Genomic DNA, 23,289 nt, shown 5'->3' with positions numbered 1-23,289 from the left:
CGGAACCGATCGAGCGCCCTGGGGGTCGAATCAGGTATGGCCACATCCAACACAGTGAGCACCGACTTCGACCTGATGCGCTCGGTGGCGGGCACCACCGACGCCCGCAACGAGGAGATCAGGGCGATGCTGCAGGCCTTCATCGGACGGATGAGCGGCGTGCCGCCCGCAGCATGGGGTGGGCTCGCGGCCGCCCGCTTCAAAGAGGTGATCGACCGCTGGAACGCCGAGTCGGTGCGGCTCTACCACGCGCTGCACGCCATCGCCGAGACCATCCGGCACAACGCGGCCACCCTGCAGGAGGCCGGGCAAAACCATGCAGACCACATCGCCGCCGCCGGCGGCAACCTGTAAGGGGGAGAGGATTCCGTGGACCCGACGCTGTCCTACAACTTCGGCGAAATCGAACACTCGGTGCGCCAGGAGATCCACACCACCTCGGCCCGCTTCAACGCCGCGCTGGACGAGCTGAGAGCGCGAATAGCCCCGCTGCAGCAGCTGTGGACCAGCGAGGCCGCCACCGCCTACCAGGCCGAGCAGCTGAAATGGCACCGGTCGGCGACGGCGCTCAACGAGATCTTGGTCCAGCTCGGCGACGCGGTCCGCGACGGGGCGGAGGAGGTGGCCGACGCCGACCGTCGGGCGGCCGGGGTCTGGGCGCGCTAGCGGCGCGCCCGTCAACGTCTGTGTGGTCCCGACGGAGGAGAGCCGTCGGGACCACACAGCCGTTTTGACCTGCGGGGACACCCGTCGGTAAGCTGCTCGGTTGGCGTGCGGTACGCCGGGGCCTCGGGTCAATGTCGGTCGCCGAGATCTCACCCCACCGCAAACGCCTGATCGGCACCCGGCTCGACCCGGGATCCACCTCGAGAAGAGAAGGTAAGCGCTGTGCCCACTTACGCGCCAAAGGCGGGTGACACCACCAGGTCGTGGTACGTCATCGACGCCACGGACGTGGTGCTTGGCCGTCTTGCCGTCGCGGCAGCCAACCTGCTGCGCGGCAAGCACAAGCCGACGTTCGCCCCCAACGTCGACGGCGGTGACTTCGTCATCGTCGTCAACGCCGACAAGGTCGCCTTCAGCGGCCAGAAGCTGGACAAGAAGCTGGCTTACCGCCACTCGGGGTACCCCGGCGGTCTGCGCAGCCGCACCATCGGCGAGCTGATGCAAAAGCACCCGGACCGGGTCGTGGCGGACGCGATCGTCGGCATGCTGCCCAAGAACAAGCTCAGCCGCCAGATCCAGCGCAAGCTCCGCGTCTACGCCGGACCGGAGCACCCGCACACCGCCCAGCAGCCCATTCCGTACGAGATCAAGCAGGTGGCCCAGTGACCGAAACGACCGAGGCCCTGGAGAACCCGGACAACCCGGACGCCGAGACCGCAGCCGCCGAGGTGACCGAGGCCCCGGTCGAGGCCGTCCCGGCGGAGTCCTACGTGTTCGAGCGGCCTATCCAGACCGTCGGTCGCCGCAAGGAGGCCGTGGTGCGGGTGCGGCTGGTGCCGGGCACCGGCAAGTTCAACCTCAACGGCCGCACCCTGGAGGGCTACTTCCCCAACAAGGTGCACCAGCAGCTGATCAAGGCCCCGCTGGTCACCGTGGACCGGGTGGACAGCTTCGACATCTACGCCCACCTGCACGGCGGCGGCCCCTCGGGGCAGGCCGGTGCGCTGCGGCTGGGCATCGCCCGGGCGCTGATCCTGGCCTCGCCGGACGACCGGCCCGCGCTGAAGAAGGCCGGCTTCCTGACCCGGGACCCGCGCGCCACCGAGCGCAAGAAGTACGGGCTGAAGAAGGCCCGCAAGGCGCCTCAGTACAGCAAGCGCTGATCAGCGGTCGCTTTCCGGCCACAACTTGGCATCGTCGATGGACAAGTTGTGGCCGGTTGCGGCGTGTCTGCGCCCGGACGCACCCCGTTTCGGCCACAGTTTCGGCCACAAGGAAACGGGCACGTTAGGTGCTAGCCCGTCAACTGTGAGAGGTTTGTCCGCATGGGTCGACTATTCGGCACCGACGGCGTGCGCGGGGTCGCCAATCGCGAGTTGACCGCTGAGCTGGCGCTGGCGCTGGGCGCCGCGGCGGCGCGGCAGCTGGCCAGCGGGTCCGCGCCGGGCCGGCGGGTCGCGGTGATCGGCCGCGATCCACGCGCCAGCGGCGAGATGCTGGAGGCCGCGGTGATCGCCGGGCTGACCAGTCAAGGCGTCGACGCGCTGCGGGTGGGGGTGCTGCCCACCCCCGCGGTGGCCTACCTGACCGGCGCCTACGACGCCGACTTCGGGGTGATGATCTCGGCGTCGCACAACCCGATGCCCGACAACGGCATCAAGATCTTCGGCCCCGGCGGCCACAAGCTCGACGACGGCACCGAGGACCGGATCGAAGCCCTGGTCGGGGACGCCGGGCCGCGGCCGGTCGGCGCGGGCATCGGCCGGGTGATCGACGCCGAGGACGCCGCCGACCGCTACCTGCGCCACCTGAGCAAGGCCAGCACGCTGCGCCTGGACGGGCTGACCGTGGTGGTCGACTGCGCGCACGGCGCGGCCTCCGCCGTGGCCCCGCGCGCCTACCGCGCGGCCGGCGCGCGGGTGATCGCGATCAACGCCGACCCCAACGGGCTCAACATCAACGACAACTGCGGGTCGACGCATCTGGATTCGCTGCGCGCCGCCGTCGTCGCCCACCGCGCCGACCTGGGCCTGGCGCACGACGGGGACGCCGACCGCTGCCTGGCCGTCGACGCCGACGGCAACTTGGTCGACGGCGACCACATCATGGTGGTGCTCGCGCTGGCGATGCGTGAGGCCGGCGAGCTGGCGTCCGACACGTTGGTGACCACCGTGATGAGCAACCTGGGACTGCACCTGGCGATGAGGTCGGCCGGAATCACGGTGCGCACCACCGGTGTCGGCGACCGCTACGTGGTCGAGGAGCTGCGCGCCGGTGACTACAGCCTGGGCGGTGAGCAGTCCGGGCACATCGTGATGCCCGCGCTGGGCTCGACCGGCGACGGCATCGTCACCGGGCTGCGGTTGATGACGCGCATGGCGCAGACCGGCTCGCCGCTGTCCGATCTGGCGTCGGCGATGCAGACGCTGCCCCAGGTGCTGATCAACGTGACGGTCGCCGACAAGGCCACCGCCGCCACCGCACCGTCGGTGCAGACCGCCGTCGGCCAGGCCGCGGCCGAACTGGGCGACACCGGCCGAATCCTGTTGCGCCCGAGCGGAACCGAGCCGATGATCCGCGTCATGGTGGAAGCACCCGAGAAAGACATCGCGCAGCGACTCGCCACCCGGGTCGCCGAGGCGGTCAGCGCCGCGCGCTGAGGCGCACCCGAACGGAACCCCGACGCGCCCGCGGGCGTCGGATTAGGCATGAAATCCCTTGGGGCAACACGGCCCGGCGCCGTTGCCCGTACCCAGATCGACGTGGCCGCCGCGCAGCGGGTGGCCAACCAATTCGCCGTGGCGGCCGAATTCCTCGACCGCGCGGTGACCGATCACCTGGCCCGGCTGGCGTTCGGCGGCGCGGTCGCCGGGCGGGCGCACACCGAGCGCGGCGACGCTCTGCACGTCGAGTTGCAGCGGCTGGCCGGGCAGGTGTCGCAATGGTCGCGGGCATCCGGTGAGATCGCCGCCGCGCTGCGGTCCAGCGCCGAGCGCTACGCCGACGCCGAGCTGTACGCCGCGGCGCGGATCGCGTAGCTCATGGCCGACCGGTTGGACGTCGCCGGGCGCCTCGCCCAGGGCCGGGCCGGCGTCGAGCACACCCAGACCTACGTGCAGGCCTGCCATGCGCTGGGCTACCAACATCCCGACCTGACGGCGCATCCCGCGCAGGTCCGCGAATGGTATGCGGGCGAGGACGGTCTCGACCTGCGCGCGCTCGACCGCGACTGCGCCGAGCTGCGGGCGGCGGGCGTGGTGGCAGCCGAGGCGCTGCGGCTGCAGCGCGCCCAGGTGGCCGAGCTGGCCGTGGCGTGGACGGGTGCGGGCGGCGAGGCGGCGGTGCAGCTGCTGCAGCGGCACTGCGACACCGCGGAGGCGCTCGCCACCGAGCTGCGCGCCGCCGCGCAGCGGTGTGAGTCGCTGCGCGACAACCTGTGGTATCTCATCGATGCCAAGGCGGCGACGGCCATCGCCGTGGATGACCGCACCCGCGCGCAGCGGCCGGAATGGCTGGCCGCCGCCGCCGCGGTGGCGGCGGGACAGCCGGACCGCGATGACGCCTACAATGTCATCCGTCAGCAGGTTATCCCCTACGTGGACAACGATATTCGCAACGAGTGGCTGCCGGCGATGCGCTCGGCCACCGACGGGGTGCAGACGTCCTACGCCATGGTGGTCGACAGGATGGCCGCCGCGCCCGCGGCGCGGTTCGAGTTCCCCGGTGATCTCGGGTCGGGATTGGTCCCGGTGCCGGCCACCCGGCCGCTGGTTGCCGCGCCCATGCCGCCGTTGGATGCCGAGCCCACGCTGCCGGATGCCGCGCCGACGCTGCCGTTGGATGCCGCGCCGACGCTGCCGGCCGCCGTGTCCGAACCCGCTGCTGCCGCAACGCTTCCCGCGGCCACCCCAACCCCCGCGGCCGCCCCAACCCCCGCGGCCGCCCCGCCCGCCACGGCCGCCCCAGCCGCGGACTGGGGCGCCGCGCTCGGCGACGTCGCCGGGATGCCCGCGGGTGACCTCGGTGGGCTCGCCGAAAGTGGGCTGGGCGGCGGACTCGGAAGTGGGCTCGGCGGGGGTGGGGGTCTGCTCGGGCTGGCCGGGAAGATCGTCGACGCGATGGGTGGTCTGCTCGGGTCGGTGGGCGACGGCCTGGACGGAGCGGACCCGTTCGGCGACCAGGATCCCTTGGACGACAACGCTTTTCACGGCGATCCTTTTCACGCCGATGACCCCGCCGACGCCAAGGACGCCGGCGATGACGCTGACGAGACGGCCGCCGACGAACCCGGCGCGCCGGATCGCCCGCGCCCGCCGGCGAAGCCGAACCGAACGGCGAGCCCGCTCCGAGCGGCGAGGCCGCGCCGACCGGTGAGCCGGCCCAACCCGTCGCGGCCACACCACCGGCCGCGCCGCCGCCGGGCGCGCCACCGCCGGCGCGCCACCGGCCGAGCCGCCGGCCGACCCGGGCCCGGCCCTGCCGCGGCCCAGCCCGCGCCGGAGCCGGGATCGACGCCGTGTCAGATTGCCGCAGACCAGCTTCCGCAGGCCGGACAGTGACCGGTCACGGCCGCAACTGCAGCGCCTGCTCGACGAAGCCCAGGGCCTCGTCCCGGTCGGCGGCCAGCGGGCTCAACAACAGCGTCGTCACCCCGGACTCGGCGAACGCGGCCATCCGTTCGGCGACGTATCCGCGCGGGCCCACCAGCGACATGCCCCGCACCAGCTCGTCGGGCACCAGGTCGATGGCCTGCTGTTTGCGGCCGGACAGGTACAGCTCCTGGATCCGGTCCGCGACCTCGCCGAACCCGTACCGGGTGGCCAGATTGTGGTAGAAATTGCGGCCTTTGGCGCCCATCCCGCCGATGTAGAGAGCCAGCTGCGGCTTGACCCAGGCCAGCCGCTGGTCGACGTCGTCGCCGATCGCCAGCGACGCGTGCACCATCACATCGAGTGGGCCCAGCGCCGGATCACGCTTGGCGGCACCGGCCGCCAACGCCCCACCCCAGATGGACCCGGCCTTGTCCGGAAGATAGAAAACCGGCTGCCAACCCTCGGCGATCTCGGCGGTGAGCTCCACATTCTTGGGCCCCAGCGCGGCAATGCTGATCGGAATCCGTTCGCGCACCGGATGATTGATCAGGTGCAGCGGCTTGCCCAGGCCCGTGCCGCGGTCCGGGGGCAGCGGCAGCTGGTAGTGCCTGCCGGCGTACTGCACGCGTTCGCGCCGCCACACCATGCGGCAGATCTCCACGATCTCGCGGGTGCGGCCGATCGGCGCGTCGAACGGGACGCCGTGGAACCCCTCGATCACCTGCGGGCCCGACGTGCCGATGCCCAGGCGGAATCGCCCGTCGGACACGTAATCCAGCCCCGCGGCCGTCATCGCCAGCAGCGACGGCGTGCGGATGTAGAGCGGCAGCACCCCGGACGCCAGCTCGACGGTGCGGGTCTTGGCGGCCAGATAGCCCAGCTGGCTGATGGCGTCGAAGGAATACGCCTCGGCCACCACCGCGACCTCGATGCCGGCCTTCTCGAGTTCGACCACGCGGTCCACGGCCTCGTGAAAGCCACCCGAATAGTTAAGAGCGATCCCGATCCGCATCAAAGATGCTTACCACGCCGCCACCTCACTTCAGCAGGGCGACGATCTTCTCTTCCAGCGGCACGGCGCCGGCCTCGGGATCGGGGGCCGCCGTCCCGGGCAGCTGCACGTGCGGATCGGCGAAGTCGCGGTACTTCTTGTCGCCGCCCAACGTGTAGAGCAGGTATCCGGTCAGCAGCGCCCGGACCGATCGCTGGGTGCGCCGGTGCGCGCCGGCGAGGCCCACGACCTTGGTCAGCCGCCGGCCCTCGACCAGCCCACCCGGTTCGGCCTTGTTGATGACACGCACGGTGGCGGCGTCCCACACCTCGGCGAGCGCCAGCGCGTTGGAGTTCAGCGTCTTCGCGTCACCCGGCGCGGTGAAGATCACGCCCGGCACCCGCAGCGTCGCCGCCGGCTGCTCGGCCGGCGGGCTGGTCACGCTGGGAAAGACCGCCGCCACCGCCGCGGGGTTGGCCGGCATTCCCGCCGCGGCGAACACCGCCGCCGAGGCGCCGAAACCGTGCCCGGCCACCCCCAGCTTGGCCGGATGCACGCTGATCTTGCCCGGCCCCAACCGCACCCCCGACACGATGTCCAGGGCAGTGCCCAGGTCGAAGGCGAAGTTCAGCACCGACGGCGCCAACCCCCGCTGGGTGTCGGGGGCGGCGGCCACGATGCCCCACGACGCCAGATGCTCCAGCAGGTTCGCATAGCGGGCGGCGCCGGTGAGCCAGTCGTGGCCGAACGCCACTCCGGGCAGATTCAGCCCCTCCTCGGGCGTGTACACCACCCCGGGCAGTCCGGCAAAGGCCAGGTCACCCCGCAAAACCCGGTGCGGACCACGGCGGTGAAGCGCTGCGACGAGCTTGCGGATGCGGGCCACGCGTCGACGTTAGCGCATCGCATCCCGGCGCCGGGGAAACGCGGCCCGGCCCCCGCTCAGGCCCTGACCTCGATGATCCCCACCCGCCACAGCACCGCGTACAACTGGTGCAGCGGGATGGCCAGCAGGCGGGTGGTCATGTCCATCAACGGGTTGCCCGAGTCCGCCGGCGCGGGCCGCGGCGGGCGGGCCGCCCGGGCCGCCGGCACCCGGGTGGCGGTCACCACATCGTCGCACCGAATTGCGGTCATGATTGCCTCCTCGTGGCGCCCGGCGGCCGGTCGGAGAAAGTCAATTCTTCTCCGGCTGAATTGGTGGCTCGGCAAAAGACATGGCTTCGGTAGCCGGAATTATCCGGTCCATTTCCGGTAAAGCCCTGAATCCGAATGGTTGACCACGGTTTCGTGGCCGGCACGCTGCGGAATCGCGATCGGGCGGGCTTCAAGCAGCTCGTCCTTTCCGGTTGCCTCGGTACTCGCCGACGGTGCTTTCCCCTCGAATGTTAGAAACACGCACCGCGAACCCGATGAAGCGAACGAAAACGTCACAAAGACATCAGGTGAAAACATTTTCCCGTCGGCAGCGACGGTCATGACGGCCGCGGCGGCGCCGGCGGGCGCCCGCGGACTGGCGGCCCGGCCCTGCGCCTGCACTACCCTGAGCAGAATGTGCGGAATCGTCGGCTACGTCGGGCAGCAGCCCGCCTGCGCGGTCGTCATGGCCGCGCTGCGCCGCATGGAGTACCGCGGTTACGACTCCTCGGGAGTCGCGTTGGTCAACGGCGACGGCACCCTGACGGTGAGCCGCCGCGCCGGCCGGCTGGCCAACCTCGAGGAGGCGGTGGCGCAGCTGCCGCCGTCGGCGCTGACCGGCACCACCGGCCTGGGCCACACCCGGTGGGCCACCCACGGCCGGCCCACCGACCGCAACGCGCACCCGCACCGCGACGCCGCCGGCAAGATCGCCGTGGTGCACAACGGCATCATCGAGAACTACGCCGGCCTGCGCCACGAGCTGGAGGCCGACGGCGTGGAGTTCGCCAGCGACACCGACACCGAGGTCGCCGTGCACCTGGTGGCGCAGGCCTACCGGCACGGCCCGACGGCCGGCGACTTCGCCGCCTCGGTGCTCGCCGTGCTGCGCCGCCTCGACGGCCACTTCACCCTGGTGTTCGCCAACGCCGACGAACCCGGCACCATCGTCGCCGCCCGCCGCTCCACCCCGCTGGTGATCGGCATCGGCGACGGCGAGATGTTCGTCGGCTCCGACGTGGCGGCGTTCATCCCGCATACCCGCAACGCCATCGAGCTCGGCCAGGACCAGGCCGTGGTGCTCACCGCGGACGGCTACCGCATCACCGACTTCGACGGCAACGACGACCTGGGGCCCGGGGCGTACCGCGAATTCCACATCGACTGGGATCTGGCCGCCGCCGAGAAGGGCGGCTACGAGTACTTCATGCTCAAGGAGATCGCCGAGCAGCCCGCCGCGGTGGCCGACACGCTGCTCGGCCATTTCGTCGACGGCCGCATCGTGCTCGACGAGCAGCGGCTGTCCGATCAGGAACTGCGCGAGGTCGACAAGGTGTTCGTGGTGGCCTGCGGCACCGCCTACCACTCCGGGCTGCTGGCCAAGTACGCGATCGAGCACTGGACGCGGCTGCCGGTGGAAGTGGAGCTGGCCAGCGAATTCCGTTACCGCGACCCGGTTTTGGACCGCAGCACCCTGGTGGTCGCCATCTCGCAGTCCGGCGAGACCGCCGACACCCTGGAGGCGGTGCGGCACGCCAAGGAGCAGAAGGCCAAGGTGCTGGCGATCTGCAACACCAACGGCAGCCAGATCCCGCGCGAATGCGACGCCGTGCTCTACACCCGCGCCGGCCCGGAGATCGGCGTCGCCTCCACGAAGACGTTCCTGGCCCAGATCACCGCCAACTACCTGGTCGGCCTGGCGCTGGCGCAGGCCCGCGGCACCAAATACCCCGACGAGGTCGAGCGGGAATACCACGAGCTGGAAGCCATGCCGGACCTGGTGGCGCGGGTGCTGGCGACGATCAAGCCGGTGGCCGCGCTGGCCCAGCGGTTCGCCCAGTCGCCGACCGTGCTGTTCCTGGGCCGCCACGTCGGCTACCCGGTGGCGCTGGAAGGCGCGCTCAAACTCAAGGAACTGGCCTACATGCACGCCGAGGGATTCGCCGCCGGCGAGCTCAAGCACGGGCCCATCGCGCTGATCGAGGACGACCTGCCGGTCATCGTCATCATGCCGTCGCCCAAAGGGTCGGCCGTGCTGCACGCCAAGCTGCTGTCCAACATCCGCGAAATCCAGGCCCGCGGCGCGATCACCATCGTGATCGCTGAGGAGGGCGACGACACGGTGCGGCCGTACGCCGATCACTTGATCGAAATCCCCTCGGTGTCAACGCTTCTGCAGCCGCTGCTGTCGACCATCCCGCTGCAGGTGTTCGCTGCGTCGGTGGCCCAGGCCCGCGGCTACGACGTGGACAAGCCGCGAAACCTGGCCAAGTCCGTCACGGTGGAATAGCCGGGCAACGGCTTCACCCGGATAAGCCGCGCATCCGCGGTCGATCGATTACATTGCCCTGGGACAGCATTTCGGCGCCAGTGAGCAAGGCGCCCATGCCCGTTCGGGAGGAAGTATGCGATCGGCCGGCATGAGATACGGCGTCGTTGGCCTGGTGGTGCTTGTCCTGGCCGCATACATCGGCTCGGTCGTGCTGTACGCGCAAAGCGGCACCGGCCGCCGGATCGACGAGGCCAACCCGACGATGGACGGGGACCGGCCGTCGGCGACGATCAACGTCGAAGACATCCAGTCGAACAACAGCGTGCTCGCCGTCAACCTGGCCTTCAATCCGGGGTCGGCACTGCTGGATCCGAAGACCCACCACCTCAAGGAGGATCTGAGCCTGCGGGTCCGCTCCTCGGCGATGCCGTCCCGGCACACCTGGACCAAGGGCATGCTGCCCGGCCTGATGGCCGTCCCGCTGACCATCGCCGGCCAGATCGAGCGCTGGCCGTTCGACCAATACCACTCGGGCCCGCTGGAAGTCGAGATCTTCTACGGCCCGGACACCGACCGGGACCCCGACCACGTCCCCGTCACCTTCGTCGACCACCTGTCCGGCTGGCAGCTCACCGCGACCCGGCCCCAGGCCGACGGCCCCTACCGGCTGCACGTGCGGCGCTCGATGAGCACCGCGGCGTTCGCCATCGTCATCCTCGGCGTGCTGATCGCGATCGCCAGCCTGGCCCTGTTCGTGGCGATCCAGACCACCCGGGACCGGCGGCCGTTCCAGCCGCCGATGACGACGTGGTACGCGGCGATGCTGTTCGCGGTGGTGCCGCTGCGCAACGCGCTGCCCGGTTCGCCGCCGTTCGGCAGCTGGGTCGACATCACCGTGGTGATCTGGGTGCTGGTCGCGTTGGCGATCTCGATGGTGCTCTACATCGGCTGCTGGTGGCGGCATTTGAACCCGCCGCCGGCCGCCGCGCCGGCCCAGCCGGCCCCCGCGACGACAGGCGGCTGACGAGCGGCGGCGTGTTCGCCCCCGAAGTCGTACGCATGACATGCCACGCATGCCAAGGTTGATGTCGTGGGGCAGGCATCGGTGCGGGGGCGAGTGCGCGGCATGACGCGGGCGGTGTGGCACTTCGTCATCAGTGCCCCGCTGACCTACGGCTGGCTGTTGGTGCTGATGATCACCACCATCATCCAGAACCAGCTCACCGGCCGGCAGCTGCATTCGGTACTGCTGCACCGCTCCACCAACATTCACGAGCTGGGCCGGGATCCGCTGGACGTCCTGTTTTCCAGCCTGCTGTGGATCGACGGCAAGAACTTCGAGCCCTACCTGTTGCTGTTCACCCTGTTCCTGGCGCCGGCCGAACACTGGCTCGGTCAGCTGCGCTGGCTCACCGTGGGGTTGAGCTCGCACATCCTGGCCACCTACATCAGCGAGGGCATTCTCTACTTCGCCATCGAGAAACACGACGCGTCGGAGCGGCTGGTGCACGCCCGCGACATCGGGGTGAGCTACTTCCTGGTCGGGGTGATGGCGGTGCTGACCTTCCACATCGCCCGGCCGTGGCGGTGGGGCTATCTCGGGGTGCTGTTCCTCATCTTCGGTTTCCCGCTGCTCACCATGGACCGCGTCGAGCTGAACTTCACCGCGATCGGGCATTTCACCTCGATCCTGATCGGCCTGTGCTTCTACCCGATGACCCGCGCCAAGGGCGGGCGGCAGCTCAGCCCGGCGCGGCTGCGCACCATGCTGCGCCGGCGCGTGGCGCCGCCGGCCCGGCCCGACGTCGACTCCGGCCGGTAACGACGACTCCGGCCGGTAACGAAAGGTGCCGCGCGCCAAGCACGTGCACGTAATCTGGCTCTGATGCGGCATTACTACAGCGTGGACGCGATCCGTGCGGCCGAGGCGCCGCTGCTGGCCAGCCTGCCCGACGGCGCCCTGATGCGCCGGGCGGCCTTCGGATTGGCCACCGAGATCGCCGCCGAGTTGACCGCCCGCACCGGCGGGGTGGCCGGGCGGCGGGTGTGCGCGGTCGTCGGCTCCGGCGACAACGGCGGTGACGCGCTGTGGGCGGCCACCTTCCTGCGCCGGCGCGGCGCCGCCGCGGACGCCATCCTGCTCAACCCCGAGCGCGCCCACCGCAAGGGCCTGGCCACATTCGGAAAGGCCGGTGGTCGCATCGTCGAAAGCGTTTCGCCGACAACGGATCTCGTCATCGACGGGGTGGTGGGCATCTCCGGCTCGGGGGCGCTGCGGCCCGCGGCGGCCGAGGTGTTCGCCGCCGTCGACGACGCGGGAATTCCGGTGGTGGCCGTCGACATCCCCAGCGGCATCGACGCGGCGACCGGGGCGACAAGCGGCCCCGCCGTGCACGCGGTGCTGACCGTCACCTTCGGCGGGCTCAAACCCGTGCACGCGCTCGGCGACTGCGGACGGGTGAAGCTGATCGACATCGGGCTCGACCTGCCGCAGACCGACGTGCTGGGGTTCGAGGCCGCCGACGTGGCCGCCCGCTGGCCGGTGCCCGGGCCGCACGACGACAAGTACACCCAGGGCGTCACCGGCGTGATGGCCGGCTCGGCCACCTATCCCGGCGCGGCCGTGCTGTGCACCGGCGCGGCCGTCGCGGCCACCTCCGGGATGGTCCGCTACGCCGGCAGCGCGCACCGGGAGGTGCTCGCGCACTGGCCCGAGGTGATCGCGTCGCCCACCCCGGCGTCGGCCGGGCGGGTGCAGTCCTGGGTGGTCGGCCCGGGGCTGGGCACCGACGACGCCGGGGCCGCCGCGCTGTGGTTCGCCCTGGAAACCGACCTGCCGGTGATCGTCGACGCCGACGGGCTGACCATGCTGGCGGCCCACCCCGAGCTGGTGGCCAACCGGGCGGCGCCGACGGTGCTGACCCCGCACGCCGGGGAATTCGCCCGCCTGGCGGGCAGCCCGCCCGGCGACGACCGCGTCGGCGCCACCCGCAGACTGGCCGACACCCTGGGTGTCACCGTGCTGCTGAAGGGCAATGTCACCGTCATCGCCGACCCCGGCGGCCCCGTCTACCTCAACCCGGCCGGCCAATCCTGGGCGGCCACCGCCGGCTCCGGCGACGTGCTGTCCGGGATGATCGGCGCGCTGCTCGCCTCCGGATTACCGGCCGGCGAGGCCGCCGCGGCCGCGGCCTTCGTGCACGCCCGCGCCGCGGCGCTTTCGGCCGCCGACCCCGGCCCCGGCGAGGCGCCCACCTCCTCGTCGCGCATGGTTCCGCACATCCGGGCCGCCCTGGCCGCCCTGTAGACCTATAGAGAGGAATTCCCCAGTGCCCCAACATCCTTCGCTGCCCGCGCATGCCATTGCCCCGGCCTACACCGGCCGGCTGTTCACCGCGCCGGTGCCCGCGCTGCGGATGCCCGACGAGTCGATGGATCCCGACGCCGCCTACCGGTTCATCCACGACGAGCTGATGCTCGACGGCAGCTCCCGGCTGAACCTGGCCACCTTCGTCACCACCTGGATGGACCCCGAGGCCGGGCGGTTGATGGCCGAGACGTTCGACAAGAACATGATCGACAAGGACGAATACCCGGCCACCGCGGCCATCGAGCAGCGCTGCGTGTGCATGGTCGCCGACCTGTTCCACGCCGAAGGTCTGAACGACGCCGACCCGTACAGCGCCTGCGGGGTGTCCACCATCGGGTCCAGCGAGGCGGTGATGTTGGGCGGGCTGGCGATGAAGTGGCGGTGGCGCGCCAAGACCAAGGACTGGAAGAAGCGCACCCCGAACCTGGTGATGGGCTCCAACGTCCAGGTGGTCTGGGAGAAGTTCTGCCGCTACTTCGACGTCGAGCCCCGCTACCTGCCGATGGAGGAGGGCCGCTACGTCATCACCCCCGAACAGGTCGTCGACGCCGTCGACGAGGACACCATCGGCGTGGTGGCCATCCTGGGCACCACCTACACCGGCGAGCTGGAACCGGTCGCCGACATCTGCGGCGCGCTGGACAAGCTGGCCCTCAAACCAGCATCAGCCGGCGGCGTGGACGTCCCGGTGCACGTCGACGCCGCCAGCGGCGGGTTCGTGGTGCCGTTCCTGCACCCCGAGCTCAAGTGGGACTTCCGGCTGCCCCGGGTGGTGTCGATCAACGTCAGCGGGCACAAGTACGGGCTGACCTATCCCGGCGTCGGCTTCGTGGTGTGGCGCAGCAAGGAGTACCTGCCCGACGAGCTGGTGTTCCGGGTCAACTACCTGGGCGGCGACATGCCGACCTTCACGCTGAACTTCTCGCGCCCCGGCAACCAGGTGGTCGGCCAGTACTACAACTTCCTGCGGCTGGGCCGCGAGGGCTATACCAAGGTGATGCAGACGCTGTCCGGCACGGCGCGCTGGCTGGGCGAGCAGCTGCGGGTCAGCGAGCACTGCGAGCTGATCTCGGACGGCTCGGCGATCCCGGTGGTCGCCTTCCGGCTGGCCAAGGACCGCGGCTACACCGAGTTCGACGTCTCCCATGAGCTGCGCACCTACGGCTGGCAGGTGCCCGCCTACACCATGCCCGACAACGCCACCGACGTCTCGGTGCTGCGCATCGTGGTGCGTGAGGGGCTGTCGGCCGACCTGGCCCGGGCGCTGCACGACGACGCCGTCTCGGCGCTGACCTCGCTGGACAAGGTCAAGCCGGGCGGCCACTACGACGCCCAGCACTTCGCGCACTGAGACTTTGCGCCGAGCGTGCAGCCACGGCGAGTTTTTCGCGATTTTTTCGCCATGAGTGCACGTTGGGCACTGGGAGAGAGCACGCGCGCGTTTCTGGGACAATGGCCGCCGTGGCCGTTACGCCGATATCCCTGACCCCGGGCGTCCTCGCCGAGGCGCTGGTCGACCTGGGCGCCATCGAGCACAACGTGCGGCTGCTGTGCGAGCAGGCCCGCGGCGCGCAGGTGATGGCCGTGGTCAAGGCCGACGGCTACGGCCACGGGGCCGTGCAGACGGCGCGTGCCGCGCTGGCCGCCGGGGCCGCCGAGCTGGGCGTGGCCACCGTCGACGAGGCGCTGGCGCTGCGCGCCGCGGGGATCAGCGCGCCGGTGCTGGCCTGGCTGCATCCGCCCGGCATCGACTTCCGGCCCGCGCTGCTGGCCGGCGTGCAGATCGGCCTGTCCTCGCAGCGCCAGCTCGACGAGCTGCTGACCGCGGTGCGCGACACCGGCCGGACCGCCACGGTCACCGTCAAGGTCGACACCGGGCTGAACCGCAACGGCGTGCCGCCGGCGCAGTACCCGTCGATGCTGACCGCGCTGCGCCGCGCCGTCGCCGAGGAGGCCATCGTGCCGCGCGGCCTGATGTCTCACATGGTGTACGCCGACCAACCCGCCAACCCGGTGAATGACGTTCAGGCGCAACGGTTCACCGACATGCTGGCCCAGGCGCGCGAGCAGGGGGTGCGCTTCGAGGTGGCCCACCTGTCGAATTCGTCGGCCACCATGTCGCGTCCCGACCTGGCCTTCGACATGGTGCGCCCCGGTATCGCGGTGTACGGCCTCAGCCCTGTCCCCGAGCTGGGCGACATGGGCCTGGTGCCCGCGATGACGGTGAAATGTACTGTGGCACTGGTGAAGTCGATACGTGCGGGGGAAAGCGTGTCATACGGACACACCTGGACGGCGCAGCGCGACACCAACCTGGCGCTGCTGCCGGTGGGCTACGCCGACGGCATCTTCCGGTCGCTGGGCGGGCGGCTGCAGGTGTCGATCAACGGCCGGCGGCGGCCGGGCGTCGGCCGGATCTGCATGGACCAGTTCGTCGTCGACCTGGGCCCGGGCCGCCCCGACGTGGCCGAGGGCGACGAGGCGATCCTGTTCGGGCCGGGCAGCAGCGGTGAACCCACCGCCCAGGATTGGGCCGATCTGCTCGGCACCATCCACTACGAAGTGGTGACCAGCCCCCGCGGGCGGATCACCAGGACCTACCGCGAGGCGCACACCGTTGAGTCCTGACCGAACCCGCAAGCGCCACAAGGGCAGGACCTGGCTTGCGGGGGGCGCGGGGGTGACCGCGGTCGCCACCATCGTCGGGGCCTCGGCCCGCCGGTCCATGACCCAGCGGGCCACCATCGAAGACCCTTACGCCGACGAGGATTTCAACACCTTCGACGGTGACCGCGCCCTGGTGGTGACCACACCCGACGGGGTGCCGCTGGCGGTCCGCGAAGCCGGCCCGCCCGACGCGCCGCTGACCATGGTGTTCGTCCACGGGTTCTGTCTGCAGATGGGCGCCTTCCATTTTCAGCGGACCCGGCTGCCCGAACAGCTGGGACCCGACGTGCGGATGGTCTTCTACGACCAGCGCGGGCACGGCAGATCCGGGGAGGCCGCACCCGAGAGCTACACGCTGACCCAGCTCGGCCGGGACCTGCAAACCGTGCTGCAGGTGGTGGCGCCGCGCGGGCTGGTGGTGCTGGTGGGCCACTCGATGGGCGGCATGACCGTGCTCTCACACGCCCGCCAGTTCCCCGAGCAGTACGGCCGCCGGATCGTCGGTGCCGCGCTGATTTCGTCTGCGGCCGAAGGGGTTTCGCGTTCGCCGCTGGGTGAGATCCTGAAAAACCCTGCGCTGGAGGCGGTTCGGGTTGCCGCCCGGTCGGCGCCCAAGCTGATGCACCGGGGCCGCAACGTGTCCCGCTCGCTGATCGGCCCGGTGTTGCGGGCCGCCTCCTTCAGCGACCTGCAGGTCAGCCGGAGCCTGGACGCGTTCTCCCAGCGGATGATGAACAGCACACCCATCCCGACCATGGTGGGCTTTCTGGACGCATTGGAACACCACGACGAAACCGCCGGGCTGTGGACGCTGCTGCGGGTCCCCACCCTGATCGCCTGCGGCGACCACGACCTGCTCACCCCGGACGAGTATTCCCGCAAGATGGCGGCCAGCCTGCCGCAGTCCGAGCTCGTCATCGTCGCCGGGGCCAGTCACCTGGCGCTGCTGGACAAGCCGGAGGCCATCAACGGTGGGCTGGTACGGCTGGTCCGCCGCGCCACCCCGAGCCGGGCCGCACTGGCGCTGCGGCGAATCGGGGAAAGGTTGTGGCGCCGTGGCTGAATCCGGCACCGCGACGCTGCCCACCGCGCAGGACACCGCCGCGCTCGGCGCGCGGCTGGCCGAGCAGCTGCGCGCCGGCGACGTGGTGGTGCTGTCCGGCCCGCTCGGTGCTGGAAAGACGGTGCTGGCCAAGGGAATTGCCGCGGCTATGGATGTCGACGGCCCGGTCACCTCGCCGTCCTATGTGCTGGCCCGGGTGCACCCGCCGCGGCGGCCCGGCGCGCCGACGATGATCCACGTCGACCTGTACCGGTTGCTCGACCACACCGGCAATCAGGGTGCCGACCTGCTCGGTGAGCTCGACTCGCTGGACCTGGACAGCGATTTGGACGACGCCGTCGTGGTGGCGGAGTGGGGTGAGGGCCTGGTCGAGCGTCTCGCGCCGCGGCACCTGGACATCCGGCTGGAGCGGGTCAGCGGATCCGACGTGCGGATCGCGACCTGGCGCTGGGCGGGCGGGGAGCCGTCATGAGCCCGCTGGTGCTGGCCCTGGACACCTCCACGCCGGCGGTGACCGCCGGCATCGTGCGCCGCGACGACCTGTCCGTGCTGGCCCAGCGGATCACCGTGGACGCCCGGGCGCACGCCGAACGGCTCACGCCGAATGTGCTTGCTGCCCTGCACGATTCGGGGCTGAATATGACGGATCTGGCGGCCGTCGTGGTGGGCTGCGGCCCGGGCCCGTTCACCGGCCTGAGGGCCGGGATGGCCACCGCCGCCGCCTACGGCCACGCGCTGGGCATCCCGGTGCATGGCGTGTGCAGCCTGGACGCCATCGGCGGGCAGACCACCGGCGACACGCTGGTGGTCACCGACGCGCGGCGCCGCGAGGTGTACTGGGCCCGCTACCGCGACGGGGTGCGCACCGATGGTCCGGCCGTCGCCGCCCCCGCCGACGTCGACCCGGGTGGGGCCGAGGCGGTGGCCGGCTCCCCGGAGCACGCGCGCCTGTTCGGCCTGCCGGTCACCGGACCCGCGCACCCGACGCCGGCCGGACTGGTTGCGGCAGTCGGCGATTGGTCGGTCCGGCCGCAGCCGCTGGTGCCGCTGTATCTGCGCCGCCCGGACGCCACACCGCGGGCGGCCCGGCCATGACCGCGGGCGGCGAACCGGTCACCGTCGGCGCCTTGACGCGGGCCGACGCACGGCGCTGCGCCGAACTGGAGGCGCAGCTCTTCGACGGCGACGACCCGTGGCCGGCCGCGGCGTTCCACCGCGAATTGGCCAGTGCGCACAACCATTACGTCGGCGCGCGGGTCGGCGACACACTGGTCGGCTACGCCGGCATCTCCCGGCTGGGCCGGGTTCCGCCGTACGAGTACGAGATCCACACCATCGGCGTGGACCCGGCATATCAGGGCCGGGGCATCGGCCGCCTGATGCTCGACCGGCTGCTCGAGTTCGCCGACGGCGGTGTGGTGTATCTGGAGGTGCGCACCGACAACGAGCCGGCCATCGGGTTGTATCGCAGCGTCGGGTTCGAGCAGATCGGCCTGCGCCGGCGCTATTACCGCATCAGCGGCGCCGACGCCTACACCATGCGCAGAAAGGCCCGGCAATGACGACCATCCTGGCGATCGAAACCTCTTGCGACGAAACGGGAGTCGGCATCGCGCGGCTGGACGCCGACGGTGCGGTGACCCTGCTGGCCGACGAGGTCGCCTCCAGCGTCGACGAGCACGTGCGGTTCGGCGGCGTGGTGCCCGAGATCGCGTCGCGCGCACACCTGGAGGCCCTGGGGCCCACCATGCGCCGCGCCCTGTCCGCCGCCGGCGTGACCAAACCCGACGTCGTCGCGGCCACCATCGGGCCCGGGCTGGCCGGTGCCCTGCTGGTGGGAGTCGCTGCGGCCAAAGCGTATTCGGCGGCCTGGGGGGTGCCGTTCTACGCCGTCAACCACCTGGGCGGGCACCTGGCCGCCGACGTCTACCAGCACGGGCCGCTGCCCGAGTGCGTCGCGCTGCTGGTCTCCGGCGGCCATACCCACCTGCTGCAGGTGCGCTCGCTCGGCGACCCGATCGTCGAGCTGGGCAGCACCGTCGACGACGCCGCGGGCGAGGCCTACGACAAGGTGGCGCGGCTGCTGGGGCTGGGCTACCCGGGCGGCCGGGTGCTCGACGAGCTGGCCCGCACCGGCGACCGGGAGGCGATCGTGTTCCCGCGCGGCATGACCGGCCCGCGTGACGCCCCGTACGCGTTCAGTTTCTCCGGGCTCAAGACGGCCGTGGCGCGGTACCTGGAAAGCCACCCGGACGCGGTGAACGCCGACGTCGCGGCCGGCTTCCAGGAGGCCGTGGCCGACGTGCTGACCCGCAAGGCGGTGCGCGCGGCCACCGACCTCGGCGTCGCCACCCTGCTGATCGCCGGAGGAGTGGCCGCCAACTCGCGGCTGCGCGAGCTGGCCGAGCAGCGCTGCGCGGCGGCCGGGCTGACGCTGCGCATCCCCCGGCCGGCGCTGTGCACCGACAACGGGGCGATGATCGCGTCGTTCGCCGCGCATCTGGTGGCCGCCGGGGCGCCGCCGTCGCCGTTGGACGTGCCCACCGATCCGGGCTTGCCGGTGGTGAAAGCGCAGGTCAGCTGATCGCCGACGGCGAACACACGAGAAGCAGCGGAGTGCCCTTGAGTGCTAGCACTCGCATGTATAGAGTGCTAGGTGGCAATCGACCAAGCCCGGTGTCGGCACCCGCGACGACGGCGCTCGGGCATGGACGAATGCCGAACACCTGATTATTCGGCATGTTCGGGGCGCGCCCCGGACCCGACCCAAACACTGGAGGGCTCCAATCGTGGCGAAGGTGAACATCAAGCCACTCGAGGACAAGATTCTCGTGCAGGCCAACGAGGCCGAGACCACGACCGCATCCGGTCTGGTCATTCCCGACACCGCCAAGGAGAAGCCGCAGGAAGGCACCGTCGTCGCCGTCGGTCCCGGCCGGTGGGACGACGACGGCGCGAAGCGCATTCCGCTGGACGTCTCGGAAGGCGACACCGTCATCTACAGCAAGTACGGCGGCACCGAGATCAAGTACAACGGCAAGGAGTACCTGATCCTGTCGGCGCGCGACGTGCTGGCTGTCGTCTCCAAGTAACAACCGTGTCCCGCCCCGGCGATCCCCGCGTCCCCACGCGGGTGATTTCCGGGGCGGCATGCGTTACAGCCCGGTTTGAAGGAGCCTGATGAGCAAGATCATTGAGTACGACGAGACCGCGCGCCGCGCCATCGAGGCCGGCGTCAACACGCTTGCCGATGCGGTCCGGGTGACGCTGGGTCCGCGGGGCCGGCATGTGGTGCTGGCCAAGGCATTCGGCGGGCCGGCCGTCACCAACGACGGCGTCACCGTCGCGCGGGAAATCGACCTGGAGGACCCGTTCGAGAACCTGGGCGCCCAGCTGGTGAAGTCGGTGGCGACCAAGACTAACGACGTCGCCGGCGACGGCACCACCACCGCGACTGTGCTGGCGCAGGCACTGGTGAAGGGCGGCCTGCGGCTGGTGGCGGCGGGCGCCAACCCCATCGAGCTCGGCGCCGGAATCTCCAAGGCCGCCGACGCGGTGTCCGAGGCGCTGCTGGCCTCGGCCACCCCGGTGTCCGGCAAGGACGCGATCGCCCAGGTGGCGACCGTGTCGTCGCGCGACCAGGTGCTCGGCGAGCTGGTCGGCGAGGCGATGACCAAGGTCGGGGTCGACGGCGTGGTCAGCGTCGAAGAGTCCTCGACGCTGAACACCGAGCTGGAGTTCACCGAGGGCGTCGGCTTCGACAAGGGCTTCCTGTCGGCCTACTTCGTCACCGACTTCGACGCCCAGCAGGCCGTGCTGGATGACCCGGTGATCCTGTTGCACCAGGAGAAAATCAGCTCGCTGCCCGACCTGCTGCCGATGCTGGAGAAGGTCGCCGAGTCGGGCAAGCCGCTGTTGATCATCGCCGAGGACATCGAGGGCGAGGCGCTGGCCACCCTCGTCGTCAACTCGATTCGCAAGACGCTGAAAGCCGTTGCGGTCAAGGCGCCGTTCTTCGGCGACCGGCGCAAGGCGTTCCTGGAGGACCTGGCCATCGTGACCGGCGGGCAGGTGATCAACCCCGACACCGGCCTGCTGCTGCGCGAGGTCGGCACCGAGGTGCTCGGCTCGGCCCGGCGGGTGGTGGTCAGCAAGGACGACACCATCATCGTCGACGGCGGCGGCGCCAAAGACGCCGTGGCCAACCGGATCAAGCAGCTGCGCGCCGAGATCGAGAAGACCGACTCCGACTGGGACCGCGAGAAGCTGCAGGAGCGGCTGGCCAAGCTGGCCGGCGGCGTGGCGGTGATCAAGGTCGGTGCGGCCACCGAGACCGCGCTCAAGGAACGCAAGGAAAGCGTCGAGGACGCGGTGGCCGCCGCCAAGGCCGCGGTCGAGGAGGGCATCGTCGCCGGCGGCGGGTCGGCGCTGCTGCAGGCCCGCAAGGCCCTCGACGAGCTGCGCGGATCGCTGAGCGGCGATCAGGCGCTGGGCGTCGACGTTTTCGCCGAGGCGCTGGGGGCGCCGCTGTACTGGATCGCCAGCAACGCCGGGCTGGACGGCGCGGTGGCCGTGCACAAGGTCGCCGAGCTGCCCGCCGGTCACGGGCTCAACGCCGAGAAGCTCAGCTACGGCGACCTGATCGCCGACGGCGTCATCGACCCGGTCAAGGTGACCCGCTCGGCGGTGCTCAACTCGGCCTCGGTGGCGCGGATGGTGCTCACCACCGAGACGGCGGTGGTCGACAAGCCGGCCGAGGAGGCCGACGACCACGGCCACGGTCATCACCATCACTAGGTCTGCCGAGCAGACGCAAACGCCCCCGACACCCCTTGCGTGCGGGGGCTTTTGCGTCTTCTCGTTCCCTACGGCGGACGTTTAGTCTCGCGGCATGGATCGCATCTGGCAGTGGGTGTGGGATCGGCACGGCGCGAAGTATCCCTGGGTCATCTGGGCATTCGGGTTCACATCGATGTTCGTGACCTATGCCCTTTGGTCGCTGGTCATCACCTGTTACGAGAGATCGAGTCACTATCTCGAAGCGGTCGTCGTCACCGGTGTGGGCGTTGTATTGCAGTCATTAGTGGTGCTGCCTGTTCGGCGACGATTTCGCTTGATGCGGCCGGTGTCGGCCAGTGACCAGGTCGATCGATTCCAAGCGCTCAACGAAACGTACGTGTGGGGTCGGACAGCGCGCATCAGACAGTTGTGGTTTGTACCCATTTGGGCTGCAACGTTTTTCGCGATTGTCGGTCACGTCCTGTGGAGTGGTGTAAGAGCGGTCGCGTGTCCGCGTGTGGCTCTGTGGTAGCCACTATGCCGTGAGAGCGGCTGTGGGGGCAATGGTTTCGGCACTTTGGTCACTGACGTCGAGCAGAGCGAGGCTGGTCTCGGAGAGGTAGCGCTTGTCGGCGACCTGCCATTCGTCGTGGGCCTCAACGAGTACCGAGCCGGCCAGCCGTAACAGCGCGGCGGGGTTGGGGAACACGCCGACGACGTCGGTGCGGCGTTTGATTTCCTTGTTCAATCGCTCCATTATCCGGCCCTCGGGGGCGGGTCAACCCGTCGGGGTGGGATGTTCATCGATCGAGGCGCTGGAGGTGGTCGGTAAGGGCGTGGGCGACGACGCGGTCGTGGCGGGCGGCTTCGTCGGTCCAGCCGCGGCACTCGGCGTCGGTTCTGAGGGCCTGGACGTCGGCGAGTTGGTCGGTGAGCGTGTCGCGGAATTCGGGGGCGGTGACGTAGTTGTCGCAGGTTTCGCAGATGTTGGCATAAGGGCACGCGCCCGCGGATTCGTGGCGAGCGCAGTATCCGTGTGCAACGCGGGTTTTCAGCATTTCACTGTGCAGCCAGCCGACCTTGTCGGGCAGGATCGGTTTGCCGACCGGGGTGAGGGTGAACTGGCGGCGCATCTTGCCCATCGCTTCGTCGTAGGCCGCGCGCAGGGTGGGCGAGGCCAGGGTGGCGTAGCGGATCGTCATTTGTGGAGTGACGTGCCCGAGTAAGGACATCAAGGCCTGCAGACTCATCCCGGCGTTGGCGAGTTCGGTGGCCCAGGTGTGGCGCAACTGATGTGGAGTGACCATCAGGACGCCGCCGTCGGGACGGTGCAACCCGGCGGATTCAGCGGCGGTGAGCAGCCCGTTGCGCAGCCGGGTGTAGCCCAGGCGGCGTCCGTGCCGGGTGAACAGAAAGTCGGTGAGCACGCCGGTGCGTGGGTGCGGCAGCGGCCGGTGCGTGCCGCGGAGGGCGACCCACTCGTCGAGCGCGGCGAGGGTCGCGGCGGAGAGCGGGACCATGCGTTCGGTGGCGAGCTTGCCCAGTGGCACCTTCAGCCAGGTTCCGGCCGGTCCGTAGTCGATGATGCTGCCCAGTTCGAGGTCGAGCAGTTCCCCCGCCCGCAGGCCGGCACCACGCAGCACGGTCAGGCCGATGCGGGCGAACGGATCCTGCAGGTGGGCAACGGCGTTCATCACTGCCGCGTCCACATCGGGTGCTAGCGCGCGTGGCAACGGCTGGTCGAGTTTGGGG

Annotated in this window: 25 protein-coding genes and 2 pseudogenes; 21 read left to right on the top strand and 6 right to left on the bottom strand. The window is 70.5% G+C overall.

The window, feature by feature from the left end:
• The first annotated feature begins 36 nt into the window (after window positions 1-36).
• The 7 genes from NF20_RS18405 to NF20_RS18375 all read left to right on the top strand — a co-directional run bounded on the left by NF20_RS18405 (window position 37) and on the right by NF20_RS18375 (window position 5,225).
• The gene (locus NF20_RS18405) at window positions 37-354 is read left to right on the top strand and encodes a WXG100 family type VII secretion target (protein ID WP_009978933.1); all 318 of its coding nucleotides are present in this window, start codon (window positions 37-39) and stop codon (window positions 352-354) included.
• A gap of 15 nt (window positions 355-369) precedes the next feature.
• Entirely contained in the window at window positions 370-666 is a 297-nt protein-coding gene (locus tag NF20_RS18400) for a WXG100 family type VII secretion target (RefSeq protein ID WP_003873432.1), read from the top strand.
• 222 nt (window positions 667-888) lie between these two features.
• The gene (rplM, locus tag NF20_RS18395; protein ID WP_003873431.1) at window positions 889-1,332 is read left to right on the top strand and encodes a 50S ribosomal protein L13; all 444 of its coding nucleotides are present in this window, start codon (window positions 889-891) and stop codon (window positions 1,330-1,332) included.
• Entirely contained in the window at window positions 1,329-1,829 is a 501-nt protein-coding gene (gene rpsI, locus NF20_RS18390) for a 30S ribosomal protein S9 (protein WP_009978929.1), read from the top strand. The genes rplM and rpsI overlap by 4 nt, the downstream gene beginning before the upstream one ends.
• A gap of 162 nt (window positions 1,830-1,991) precedes the next feature.
• Window positions 1,992-3,326 (top strand): phosphoglucosamine mutase, encoded by a 1,335-nt coding sequence (gene glmM, locus NF20_RS18385; RefSeq protein WP_023862253.1) that lies wholly within the window; start codon window positions 1,992-1,994, stop codon window positions 3,324-3,326.
• A 48-nt stretch (window positions 3,327-3,374) separates the two neighbouring features.
• A complete protein-coding gene (locus NF20_RS18380; protein WP_003873428.1) occupies window positions 3,375-3,704 on the top strand; it encodes a hypothetical protein in 330 nt (109 codons plus the stop codon).
• A gap of 3 nt (window positions 3,705-3,707) precedes the next feature.
• Entirely contained in the window at window positions 3,708-5,225 is a 1,518-nt protein-coding gene (locus NF20_RS18375) for a hypothetical protein (protein WP_179944215.1), read from the top strand.
• 4 nt (window positions 5,226-5,229) lie between these two features.
• On the opposite strand, the gene NF20_RS18370 is transcribed toward NF20_RS18375, so the two are convergent.
• The 4 genes from NF20_RS18370 to NF20_RS27330 form a co-directional block, all read right to left on the bottom strand.
• Window positions 5,230-6,270, bottom strand: a complete 1,041-nt coding sequence (locus tag NF20_RS18370) for an LLM class F420-dependent oxidoreductase (protein ID WP_023900738.1) — start codon at window positions 6,268-6,270, stop codon at window positions 5,230-5,232.
• Window positions 6,271-6,295: 25 nt separating this feature from the next.
• Window positions 6,296-7,135 (bottom strand): hypothetical protein, encoded by an 840-nt coding sequence (locus tag NF20_RS18365; RefSeq protein ID WP_023900739.1) that lies wholly within the window; start codon window positions 7,133-7,135, stop codon window positions 6,296-6,298.
• 56 nt (window positions 7,136-7,191) lie between these two features.
• On the bottom strand, window positions 7,192-7,386 hold the full coding sequence (locus tag NF20_RS18360; RefSeq protein WP_009978920.1) for an Rv1535 family protein: 195 nt from the start codon (window positions 7,384-7,386) through the stop codon (window positions 7,192-7,194).
• Window positions 7,387-7,485: 99 nt separating this feature from the next.
• Window positions 7,486-7,788 carry a hypothetical protein gene (locus tag NF20_RS27330; RefSeq protein WP_088294911.1) on the bottom strand — a complete coding sequence of 101 codons (303 nt, stop codon included), beginning with the start codon at window positions 7,786-7,788 and terminating at the stop codon, window positions 7,486-7,488.
• A gap of 13 nt (window positions 7,789-7,801) precedes the next feature.
• Between NF20_RS27330 and glmS the strand changes: the two genes are divergently transcribed.
• From glmS to NF20_RS26575, 14 genes and pseudogenes are all read left to right on the top strand, one after another.
• Window positions 7,802-9,676 (top strand): glutamine--fructose-6-phosphate transaminase (isomerizing), encoded by a 1,875-nt coding sequence (gene glmS / locus NF20_RS18355; RefSeq protein ID WP_003879511.1) that lies wholly within the window; start codon window positions 7,802-7,804, stop codon window positions 9,674-9,676.
• Between the two features lie 115 nt (window positions 9,677-9,791).
• Window positions 9,792-10,682, top strand: coding sequence for a DUF4436 domain-containing protein (locus NF20_RS18350; RefSeq protein WP_033712155.1), 891 nt, complete (start codon window positions 9,792-9,794; stop codon window positions 10,680-10,682).
• A gap of 66 nt (window positions 10,683-10,748) precedes the next feature.
• Window positions 10,749-11,480, top strand: coding sequence for a rhomboid-like protein (locus NF20_RS18345; RefSeq protein WP_023862258.1), 732 nt, complete (start codon window positions 10,749-10,751; stop codon window positions 11,478-11,480).
• A gap of 63 nt (window positions 11,481-11,543) precedes the next feature.
• Window positions 11,544-12,965, top strand: coding sequence for a bifunctional ADP-dependent NAD(P)H-hydrate dehydratase/NAD(P)H-hydrate epimerase (locus NF20_RS18340; protein ID WP_033712153.1), 1,422 nt, complete (start codon window positions 11,544-11,546; stop codon window positions 12,963-12,965).
• A 22-nt stretch (window positions 12,966-12,987) separates the two neighbouring features.
• Window positions 12,988-14,379 carry a glutamate decarboxylase gene (locus tag NF20_RS18335; protein WP_019732664.1) on the top strand — a complete coding sequence of 464 codons (1,392 nt, stop codon included), beginning with the start codon at window positions 12,988-12,990 and terminating at the stop codon, window positions 14,377-14,379.
• 110 nt (window positions 14,380-14,489) lie between these two features.
• A complete protein-coding gene (gene alr / locus NF20_RS18330; RefSeq protein WP_170945465.1) occupies window positions 14,490-15,656 on the top strand; it encodes an alanine racemase in 1,167 nt (388 codons plus the stop codon).
• Between the two features lie 52 nt (window positions 15,657-15,708).
• Window positions 15,709-16,758, top strand: coding sequence for an alpha/beta fold hydrolase (locus NF20_RS18325; RefSeq protein ID WP_011726034.1), 1,050 nt, complete (start codon window positions 15,709-15,711; stop codon window positions 16,756-16,758).
• A complete protein-coding gene (gene tsaE / locus NF20_RS18320) occupies window positions 16,751-17,230 on the top strand; it encodes a tRNA (adenosine(37)-N6)-threonylcarbamoyltransferase complex ATPase subunit type 1 TsaE (protein WP_003873395.1) in 480 nt (159 codons plus the stop codon). The genes NF20_RS18325 and tsaE overlap by 8 nt, the downstream gene beginning before the upstream one ends.
• Entirely contained in the window at window positions 17,227-17,853 is a 627-nt protein-coding gene (gene tsaB, locus NF20_RS18315) for a tRNA (adenosine(37)-N6)-threonylcarbamoyltransferase complex dimerization subunit type 1 TsaB (protein ID WP_033712140.1), read from the top strand. Before tsaE ends, tsaB begins: the two co-directional genes overlap by 4 nt.
• Window positions 17,850-18,320 carry a ribosomal protein S18-alanine N-acetyltransferase gene (rimI, locus tag NF20_RS18310; RefSeq protein WP_003873393.1) on the top strand — a complete coding sequence of 157 codons (471 nt, stop codon included), beginning with the start codon at window positions 17,850-17,852 and terminating at the stop codon, window positions 18,318-18,320. Before tsaB ends, rimI begins: the two co-directional genes overlap by 4 nt.
• Window positions 18,317-19,342 carry a tRNA (adenosine(37)-N6)-threonylcarbamoyltransferase complex transferase subunit TsaD gene (tsaD, locus tag NF20_RS18305; protein ID WP_024637255.1) on the top strand — a complete coding sequence of 342 codons (1,026 nt, stop codon included), beginning with the start codon at window positions 18,317-18,319 and terminating at the stop codon, window positions 19,340-19,342. Before rimI ends, tsaD begins: the two co-directional genes overlap by 4 nt.
• A gap of 205 nt (window positions 19,343-19,547) precedes the next feature.
• Complete coding sequence (gene groES, locus NF20_RS18300; protein WP_019732443.1) at window positions 19,548-19,850, top strand: co-chaperone GroES; 303 nt, start codon at window positions 19,548-19,550, stop codon at window positions 19,848-19,850.
• A gap of 88 nt (window positions 19,851-19,938) precedes the next feature.
• Window positions 19,939-21,555: a chaperonin GroEL gene (groL, locus tag NF20_RS18295; protein ID WP_003873390.1), complete on the top strand. Its 1,617-nt coding sequence runs from the start codon at window positions 19,939-19,941 to the stop codon at window positions 21,553-21,555.
• 94 nt (window positions 21,556-21,649) lie between these two features.
• A pseudogene (locus tag NF20_RS26575) lies at window positions 21,650-22,009 on the top strand (adenylate/guanylate cyclase domain-containing protein); the annotation flags it as partial.
• Window positions 22,010-22,072: 63 nt separating this feature from the next.
• Here NF20_RS26575 and NF20_RS18290 read toward each other — a convergent pair.
• Together NF20_RS18290 and NF20_RS18285 are read right to left on the bottom strand one after the other, a co-directional pair.
• Window positions 22,073-22,294: pseudogene (locus NF20_RS18290) on the bottom strand (transposase); the annotation flags it as partial.
• Window positions 22,295-22,337: 43 nt separating this feature from the next.
• Window positions 22,338-23,289, bottom strand: a 952-nt coding sequence (locus NF20_RS18285; protein ID WP_033717375.1) for a tyrosine-type recombinase/integrase, incomplete at its 5' end; no start/stop codon positions are given.

It is taken from the genome of Mycobacterium sp. MAC_080597_8934, assembly GCF_000523975.1.
Classification (GTDB): Bacteria; Actinomycetota; Actinomycetes; order Mycobacteriales; family Mycobacteriaceae; genus Mycobacterium; species Mycobacterium avium.
The sequence above is the reverse complement of the archived record's forward strand: the minus strand, read 5'-3'. Positions and strand labels throughout refer to the sequence as shown.

Bases quoted from the DNA above. Each gene is read 5' to 3' on its own strand.
- glmM (WP_023862253.1), top strand. From the start codon at position 1,992: ATGGGTCGACTATTCGGCACCGACGGCGTGCGCGGGGTCGCCAATCGC.
- tsaB (WP_033712140.1), top strand. From the start codon at position 17,227: ATGAGCCCGCTGGTGCTGGCCCTGGACACCTCCACGCCGGCGGTGACC.
- NF20_RS18405 (WP_009978933.1), top strand. From the start codon at position 37: ATGGCCACATCCAACACAGTGAGCACCGACTTCGACCTGATGCGCTCG.
- tsaD (WP_024637255.1), top strand. From the start codon at position 18,317: ATGACGACCATCCTGGCGATCGAAACCTCTTGCGACGAAACGGGAGTC.
- NF20_RS18370 (WP_023900738.1), bottom strand. From the start codon at position 6,270: ATGCGGATCGGGATCGCTCTTAACTATTCGGGTGGCTTTCACGAGGCC.
- NF20_RS18360 (WP_009978920.1), bottom strand. From the start codon at position 7,386: ATGACCGCAATTCGGTGCGACGATGTGGTGACCGCCACCCGGGTGCCG.
- glmS (WP_003879511.1), top strand. From the start codon at position 7,802: ATGTGCGGAATCGTCGGCTACGTCGGGCAGCAGCCCGCCTGCGCGGTC.
- NF20_RS18350 (WP_033712155.1), top strand. From the start codon at position 9,792: ATGCGATCGGCCGGCATGAGATACGGCGTCGTTGGCCTGGTGGTGCTT.
- NF20_RS18340 (WP_033712153.1), top strand. From the start codon at position 11,544: ATGCGGCATTACTACAGCGTGGACGCGATCCGTGCGGCCGAGGCGCCG.
- rimI (WP_003873393.1), top strand. From the start codon at position 17,850: ATGACCGCGGGCGGCGAACCGGTCACCGTCGGCGCCTTGACGCGGGCC.
- NF20_RS18380 (WP_003873428.1), top strand. From the start codon at position 3,375: ATGAAATCCCTTGGGGCAACACGGCCCGGCGCCGTTGCCCGTACCCAG.
- groL (WP_003873390.1), top strand. From the start codon at position 19,939: ATGAGCAAGATCATTGAGTACGACGAGACCGCGCGCCGCGCCATCGAG.
- NF20_RS18375 (WP_179944215.1), top strand. From the start codon at position 3,708: ATGGCCGACCGGTTGGACGTCGCCGGGCGCCTCGCCCAGGGCCGGGCC.